General features: G+C 75.6%; 7 protein-coding genes. 5 read left to right on the top strand and 2 right to left on the bottom strand.

The window, feature by feature from the left end:
- Positions 1 to 96 precede the first annotated feature (96 nt).
- Entirely contained in the window at positions 97 to 1,353 is a 1,257-nt protein-coding gene (locus ACF1AK_RS20625; protein WP_391500244.1) for an alpha/beta hydrolase, read from the top strand.
- 43 nt (positions 1,354 to 1,396) lie between these two features.
- Here ACF1AK_RS20625 and ACF1AK_RS20630 read toward each other — a convergent pair whose 3' ends face one another.
- Positions 1,397 to 2,068: a DoxX family protein gene (locus ACF1AK_RS20630; protein WP_391500245.1), complete on the bottom strand. Its 672-nt coding sequence runs from the start codon at positions 2,066 to 2,068 to the stop codon at positions 1,397 to 1,399.
- Positions 2,069 to 2,277: 209 nt separating this feature from the next.
- On the opposite strand from ACF1AK_RS20630, the gene ACF1AK_RS20635 reads away from it, so the two are divergent.
- The 3 genes from ACF1AK_RS20635 (at position 2,278) to ACF1AK_RS20645 (ending at position 4,323) form a co-directional block, all read left to right on the top strand.
- Positions 2,278 to 3,186: a helix-turn-helix domain-containing protein gene (locus ACF1AK_RS20635; RefSeq protein WP_391500246.1), complete on the top strand. Its 909-nt coding sequence runs from the start codon at positions 2,278 to 2,280 to the stop codon at positions 3,184 to 3,186.
- Positions 3,183 to 3,476: a putative quinol monooxygenase gene (locus ACF1AK_RS20640; RefSeq protein WP_391500247.1), complete on the top strand. Its 294-nt coding sequence runs from the start codon at positions 3,183 to 3,185 to the stop codon at positions 3,474 to 3,476. Before ACF1AK_RS20635 ends, ACF1AK_RS20640 begins: the two co-directional genes overlap by 4 nt.
- A gap of 157 nt (positions 3,477 to 3,633) precedes the next feature.
- Positions 3,634 to 4,323: a polysaccharide deacetylase family protein gene (locus ACF1AK_RS20645; RefSeq protein ID WP_391500248.1), complete on the top strand. Its 690-nt coding sequence runs from the start codon at positions 3,634 to 3,636 to the stop codon at positions 4,321 to 4,323.
- A gap of 201 nt (positions 4,324 to 4,524) precedes the next feature.
- Here ACF1AK_RS20645 and ACF1AK_RS20650 read toward each other — a convergent pair whose 3' ends face one another.
- Complete coding sequence (locus ACF1AK_RS20650) at positions 4,525 to 5,652, bottom strand: nucleotide disphospho-sugar-binding domain-containing protein (RefSeq protein WP_391500249.1); 1,128 nt, start codon at positions 5,650 to 5,652, stop codon at positions 4,525 to 4,527.
- 649 nt (positions 5,653 to 6,301) lie between these two features.
- Between ACF1AK_RS20650 and ACF1AK_RS20655 the strand changes: the two genes are divergently transcribed.
- The gene (locus tag ACF1AK_RS20655; RefSeq protein WP_391500250.1) at positions 6,302 to 6,724 is read left to right on the top strand and encodes a cold-shock protein; all 423 of its coding nucleotides are present in this window, start codon (positions 6,302 to 6,304) and stop codon (positions 6,722 to 6,724) included.
- The last annotated feature ends 144 nt before the right edge of the window (positions 6,725 to 6,868 follow it).

Consider the following 6,868-nt stretch of genomic DNA (forward strand, 5'->3'; position numbering starts at 1 on the left):
CAGCAGTTTAACCTAAGTACTTAATAGCTAAGTACTTAGTGGTTGCGCCCGCCCGCCGAGCGGAAGCGCGCCACCCCTTCCTGAGAGGACACCGCCATGACCGTCCGATCGACCGGCCAGAGCTGGGCCCTGGACATCGCCCTCGCCCAGGGCGGCTTCGACGCGCTGCACCCCGAGGCCGTCGGCACCATGGAGCAACTCGGCCACGACCACACCGACTTCGCCAAGGTCTTCGCCCTGGTGCGCAGCGGCGCGATGCTCCCGAAGGCCTGGGCGACGGTGGCCGCCCAGGCCGAGGAGCGCGCCGCGCACCACGAGCGCGGCGGGTTCGCGCGGACCGCCGCCGACCTCTACGGGCGGGCGGCGGTGATGTGGGGCCGGGCCCAGTACTCGGTCTTCGACGCCGCCGACCCGCGGAAGGCCGCGCTGCGCGCGCGCACCAACCACTGCGTGGCGCGGCTCGGCGAGCTGCGCGGTGGCCGGGTCCGGCGGGTGGAGCTGGACTTCGAGGGCTCCCGGATCCACGCCCTGCTCCACCTGCCGGCCGGCCGCGTCGAGGGAGCCCCCGCCGTGATCCTCGGCCCGGGGATGGACATGATCAAGGAGGACTACATCTGGGCCGCCGAGCGCTACTACACCTCGCGGGGGATGGTCGCGCTCTCCATCGAGGGCCCCGGCCAGGGCGAGAGCCGGGCCGGCGGCCTGACCGTCGACCTGGCCAACTACGAGCGGGCGATCGGCCGTTACATCGACCACCTGGCCGGGCTGCCGGAGGTCGACGCGGACCTGATCGGCATGTTCGGCATCTCGATGAGCGGCTACTGGGGCTCGCGGGCCGCCGCCACCGACGGCCGGCTGGCCGCGCTGGCCGCCTTCGAGGCCGTCACCGGCGACTTCACGACCATCTTCGAGCGCGCCCAGCCCACCTTCAAGCACAACTACATGTACATGGCCGGCTACACGGACGAGGCCGCCTTCGACCGTGACCTCGCCCGCCGGATGCCGCTCGGCGACCTGGTGGCCGGCATCACCTGCCCCGTGCTGTACGGCATCGGCGAGTTCGACGAGCTGACCGACCTCACCCAGGCGCTGGAGAGCTTCGAGCGGATCCGGGCGCCGAAGGAACTGCGGGTCTACGAGGACGAGTTCCACCCGCTGGGCGGGGTGGCGGCCGAGGTCTTCCGGTTCGGCGCCGAGTGGCTGGAGCGCGCCCTCGCCGGCGAACTCGGCGAGCCCGGCCGGGACGTGCGGCACTACGTCCACCGCGACGGGCGCACCACCGACGGCAGCGCCGATCCGCTGTGGTGGCTCGGCGCCGCTCCCGCCCGGCTGGCCGAGGCCCGGCGGGGCTGACGGGAGGACCGCCCGGCGGCGCCCGGCCGCCGGGCCCGCGGCCTCAGCCCGCGAACTGCCGGCGCAGGTCGCCGGGCGTCCGGGGGCGGGCCACCGGCTCCGGCGGGTCACCGGGCACCGTGCCCGCCCGGAGCGACGCAGCGCCGGGGGCGGCCTCGGCTCCGGGTCCGGTCCGGGGCCCGGGCCCGGTCGTGGTCCCGGCCCCCGGCTCGGTTCCGGTCGCCGGCTCGGTCCCGGTCGCCGGGGTGGGCCGTTCCCGGGTGGCGACGGTCAGACAGGCCACGATCAGCACGATGTTCTTCAGGATGTACTGCCCCTCCATCGTGGGAACGGGCGGGACGCCGTGGGCCCACACGTCGTCCGGCAGCAGGAAGAGCGTCGCGAAGACCCCGGTCATGTGGACGAAGAACACGGCGAGGACCAGCCGGAGCAGCACGCCGGTGACCAGACCGAGCCCGATGGTGACCTCCATGAGCGCCAGCAGGTACCGCGAGACGTCGGGCGGCACCGCGTCGAAGGTCATCAGGCTCATGCAGCGGGTGGCGAGATCCTCGGCGGGGCTGGCTCCGGGGAAGAACTTCGGCAACCCGAACCAGAGGTACAGCAGGCCCACGCTGATCCGCAGGACACCGGGGGCCACGCGCCGGTAGGCGCGGGCGAATCGGTCGGCACGGCGTCTGGACGACCGCACCATCCGCGCGGGAAACGACTCCATCTGCCCCTCCTTCAATGCGATCCAGCAGCGTCCCCAGCACCGAACGGCGACGGGGCGTGTCATGGCCGATGGGATCCGGGTGAGGGGCGGCCCGGGGCACCGGCCGTGGCACGGCCTGTCAGGTACTGGCTCAGAAGCCCGCAGCTTAGCGCCCTGTTGCGGCGTCGCATAGGCTTCCCGGGGCTGGATGACCATGGAAGGAAGGCCGGATGCCGTCTTCTGGCATCACCGTCATGACTGCGCCCGCGCCGGGGGGCCCGTGTGCCGGCCACGCGCCGCCCGCTCCCGCGCTACGGGCGTTCGTGGAGCGGTACTGGTGGTGCGAGGGCGGTCCGGGCCCGCTCCCGCGGCTGCTGCCGGGAACCGGCGCCGAGCTGTGGGTGCACCGGGCGGGCGGGGTGGAGCTGCGGGCCGGCGACGGTGCCGGGGCGCCGGCGCCGCTGCCGCAGGCGCACCTCGTCTGTCTGCGGCGCACCGCCTGGCAGGTGGACCGGCGCACGGGGGCGGGCGGGTTCACGGCGGTGCGGTTCCGGGCGGGCGCGCTGCGCCACCTCGTGCCGGCCGGCCTCGACGAGCTGGCCGACCGGGTGGTCGACGCCGGGGAGTTGTGGGGCGCGGCCGGGCGGCGGCTGCCGGAGGAGGTGGGGGCCGCCACCGGCGCGCGGGAGCGGGTCGCGGTGCTCGACCGGTTCCTCACCGGGCTGCTCGGCGGGCACCGCCGCCCGGACGCATGGCTGGACGCCGTCGTCGGGCGCGTCTACCGCGAACCGGCCGGGCTGCGGGTGGACCGGCTCGCCGAGGCGGCCGGGGTCGGCGTGCGCCGGCTGCAGCGGGCCTTCCCCGCGGCGGTGGGGGCCGGGCCGAAGGAGTTCCAGCGCCTGGCGAGGTTCCAGCGGCTCGCCCGGCAGTTGCTGCGGGAGGACCGGCGCGACTACCTTCCGGCAGCGCTGGCGGCCGGCTACTACGACCAGGCGCACTTCGTCCGCGAGTTCCGCCGGCTCACCGGTGAGCGGCCGACCGCCCTGCTCGGGCGGGGCCTGTCGCATTTCTACTATCCGCCGCTCCCCTGCGACGGCCAGGCTGACCGGGAGTCACCGACCCGGAAGGAAGTCCCATGACCATGGTGCTGGCGATCCTGCGAGCCCGGCCGGAGCAGGCGGCCGCCCTCGACGCGGCCCTGCGGGAGGTCGCCGAGGCCACCCTGCGCGAACCGGGCGCCCTGGCCTACACGGTGGGCCGCGGGGACGGGGACCGGTTCCTGGTCGCGGAGCGGTACGCCGACCGCGCGGCCCGCGACGCCCACTTCGCCGCCCCCCAGGTGACCGCGCTGCTCGCCCGCTTCCCCCAACTCCTCGCCGAGGAGCCGCTGGTGGAGTTCGCGGAGGTGAGCACGGCCGTCGCCCGCTGAGGCCCGGGCCCCGGGCCGGCCCGCGGCTGGCCGAAGTACGCCCCCCGCACGCCGGACACCCGGGACGGTGCGGGGGCGGACCGCTACATTGGGGCGCAGTGCCGGGGAGGGGGCGGGCACCGGGTTCGTTCCTGTGCCGCGGCCGTTGGGAGGACCTGTGTCTTCACCCCGTGGAGCGGACCGTCCCCGGAGGCGCCGGGCCGCCCGGCTCGCCGCCGGAGCCCTGGTCGCGGCCGCCACCGCCGTCGTCGCCCTGCCGGCCGTCCCGGCGCAGGCCGCCCCGGCCAAGGTCGTCTACCTGACCTTCGACGACGGCCCGAGCCCCCGCTACACCCCGCAGGTGCTCGCTCTGCTGTCCCAGTACGGCGTGCGCGCCACGTTCTTCGAGATCGGGCAGAACGTCGCGGCCCATCCGGCGGTCACCCGCCAGGTGAGCGCGCAGGGGCACAGCGTGCAGAACCACAGCTGGTCGCACCCGGACCTGCGGCGGCTGTCCAAGTCCGCCCTCCAGGACCAGGTGACGGCCACCGACGCGCGCATCCGGGCACAGACCGGCACCACCCCGACCTGCCTGCGCCCGCCCTACGGCGGGGTGAACGCCACCGTCCGCGCCGCCTCCGCCGGCCTCGGCAAGAGCATCCAGCTGTGGAGCGTCGACCCCCAGGACTGGGCCCGCCCCGGCCGCGCCGCCATCGAGCGCCGCGTCCTCGACGCCGTCAAGCCCGGATCCGTGATCCTCCTGCACGACGGCGGCGGCGACCGCAGCCAGACCGTGGCCGCGCTGCCCGCCGTCCTGCGCACCCTGAAGTCCCGCGGCTACGCCTTCGCGCTGCTCCCCTGCCGCTGAGCGGCGACCCGCCCCGGACCGCCGGGTGGTGGGTCCGGGGCGGATGCCCGCGGCACGCGTCGGGTGCCGCCCGGCGGGGTGCGGGGCGACTGGGCCCGGACGCGGCGGCGCCCCGGACCGCTCACGCGGCGGTCCGGGGCGCCGTCCGTCGGGCCGGATGGTGGGTCAGGGCCGGATGGTGGGTCAGGGCCGGACGGGGGGTCAGGGCCGGGCGGTCGCCAGGGCCTCGATGTCGGGGACGAGCTCCGCCGGGCTCGGCAGGGCCTCGTTCTCGGTGCGCAGGCGGGCGGCGCCCTCCCGCAGCGCCGGGTCGGTGACGAGGCGGGTGAGCAGCGCGGCGTCGACGTCCGCGCTGGAGGAGCGCAGCGCGGCCCCGGTGGCGACCATGGCGTCGGCCACCACGAAGTTGTCCGCCCCCTGGGGCAGCAGGAGCTGGGGCAGACCGGCCTGCATCCCGGTGAGGGTGCTGCCGGAGCCGCCGTGGTGGACGACCGCGTCGCAGACCCGCAGCAGTTCGGCGAGCGGCACCCACGGCAGCGGGTGGACGTTGGCCGGCAGGGTGCCCAGGGCGGTGAGATCGGCGTTGCCGACGGCGAGCAGGAACTCGGCGTCGACCTCGGCGGCGGAGGCGATCAGCCGGGTGATGGCCTCCAGGCCGTCCGTGTCGGTGATCACCGTGCCGAGGGTGACGGCGATCCGCGGCCGTGTGCCCCGGTGCAGCAGCGCGGCGGGGACGACGCCGCCGCCGTTGTACGGCACGTAGCGCATCCGCAGGCCGCCCTGGTCGCCGCCGAGCGAGGCGGGCACGATGTTCAGCGGGGTGGACTCGGCGGGCCCGGCCACGCCGTGCTTCTCGTAGAGGTCGGTGAAGTGGTCGGCCAGCTGGGCGGCCATGCCGAGGCCGGAGCTGATGCCGAAGTTCTGCAGCGCGGCCGGGATGCCGAGCTTGGCCGCGACCAGCTGGGCGGAGGCCAGACAGGAGTCGTGGACGATCAGATCGGCGCCCCAGCCGTCGGCCACCGCCAGCAGGTCGTCCACGGTGGGACGCGAGGCGAGGGCGAAGGCGGCGGCGCCGATCTCCATGATCTCCTCCTGCGTCAGGTCCGGCTGCGCGTAGTGCGCCTGGCGGCCGAAGACCTCCTCGAAGGCCTCCCGCACGGGCCGTCCGTCGCCGATCTCGACGATCGGGAACCCGGCCTGGCGGAGCTGCTCCAACGGCTGCCCGCTGGCGAACAGCACCTCGTGCCCGGCGGCCCGCACGGCCTGGGCGGTGGGCACCATCGGGAAGAGGTGGCTGGGAGCGGCCGGGCCGGTGAAGAGTATGCGCACGATTGTCTCCTGGTCGTTCTCGGGTCGTTCGGCATCGGACCGCGCGGGGGCGGTCCCATCGTCGCCCTCAACTGACGAACGATCAGTTGCTCTTCCCTGCGGGATCGATAATCGGACGTTCTGGCCCGCGAACGCGGGAGGCCGGGGGCTCGTGTTCCCGGTGGTCGCGCGTGTCGCCCCGCGTGCGCCGGGTACGCCGGTCACCCGCCCGTTTGCGGCGGAGCACCGGAACGGGCGGGTGGGAGGGGTGACGGGGCCCGCCGGCCGGGCTGCCGGCCCGGGCGCGCGACCTGGCCTGTTCCCGTCGTTCGCGGGCTGCCCGGCGGCGCAGCGTTTGGCAACGGCGCGTCCGATGGTGTCCGGGGCGGGGCGACGGCACCGCGAGCGCGGCCGTCGTCCTCGCCGCCCGGGGCGTCCTCGTCTCCACCGCCGACGCCTTCGCCACCGGGCCGCACCGCCCCGCCGCCCTGCGCCTCGCCCTGGCCACTCCCCCGCGCAGCGAACCGGCCGCGGTGCCGGCACGGCTCAGGGCCGCGGTCGAGTCCCTCGCGCCCTGACCGGCCGGGGGGCGTGCGCCGGGCGCCCGGTCCTCTATCCTCTACGTCAGGTGTCGGGCAGGGGGCCCGGGTTGTTGTCTTGGGGGTGTGTTGTGGTCACCGGTCGGGTTGTGCGGTACGACAGTGTGCGCGGGTACGGGTTCATCGCTCCGGACCACGGCGGGGAGGACGTCTTCCTGCACGTCAACGACATGCTGATGCCCGAGTCGCTGGTGCACTCGGGCCTGGTGGTGGAGTTCGAGATGGAGGAGGGCGACCGGGGGCTCAAGGCCTCCTCGGTGCGCCTGCCCAAGGGGGCATTGGCCCGGCCGGCCGGGCCGGCGGTCACGGCGGCGCGGGTCGCGACGGCCGAGAGCGACGAGGCGGAGTGCGACGTCCTCACCTCCGCGGAGCTGCTGGTGGAGGTCACCGAGCTGCTGCTGGAGCACGTGCCCTCGCTCACCGGCGAGCAGGTGCTGAAGGTGCGCAACGCCGTGCTGCAGTGCGCCAAGGGCCACGGCTGGACCGAGGGCTGAGCCGGGCCCGAGGCGAGCCGTGGGGGGGGGGGCCCGGGGGGGGGGGGGCCCCGGGGGGGGGGGGGGGGCGCGGGGGACAAAAGACAAGCGGGGGGCGGGGGTAAAACCGAGGGGCGGGGGCCGCCCAGCCCCCCCCCCCCCCCC

Source organism: Kitasatospora sp. NPDC015120 (assembly GCF_043080305.1).
GTDB lineage: Bacteria > Actinomycetota > Actinomycetes > Streptomycetales > Streptomycetaceae > Kitasatospora.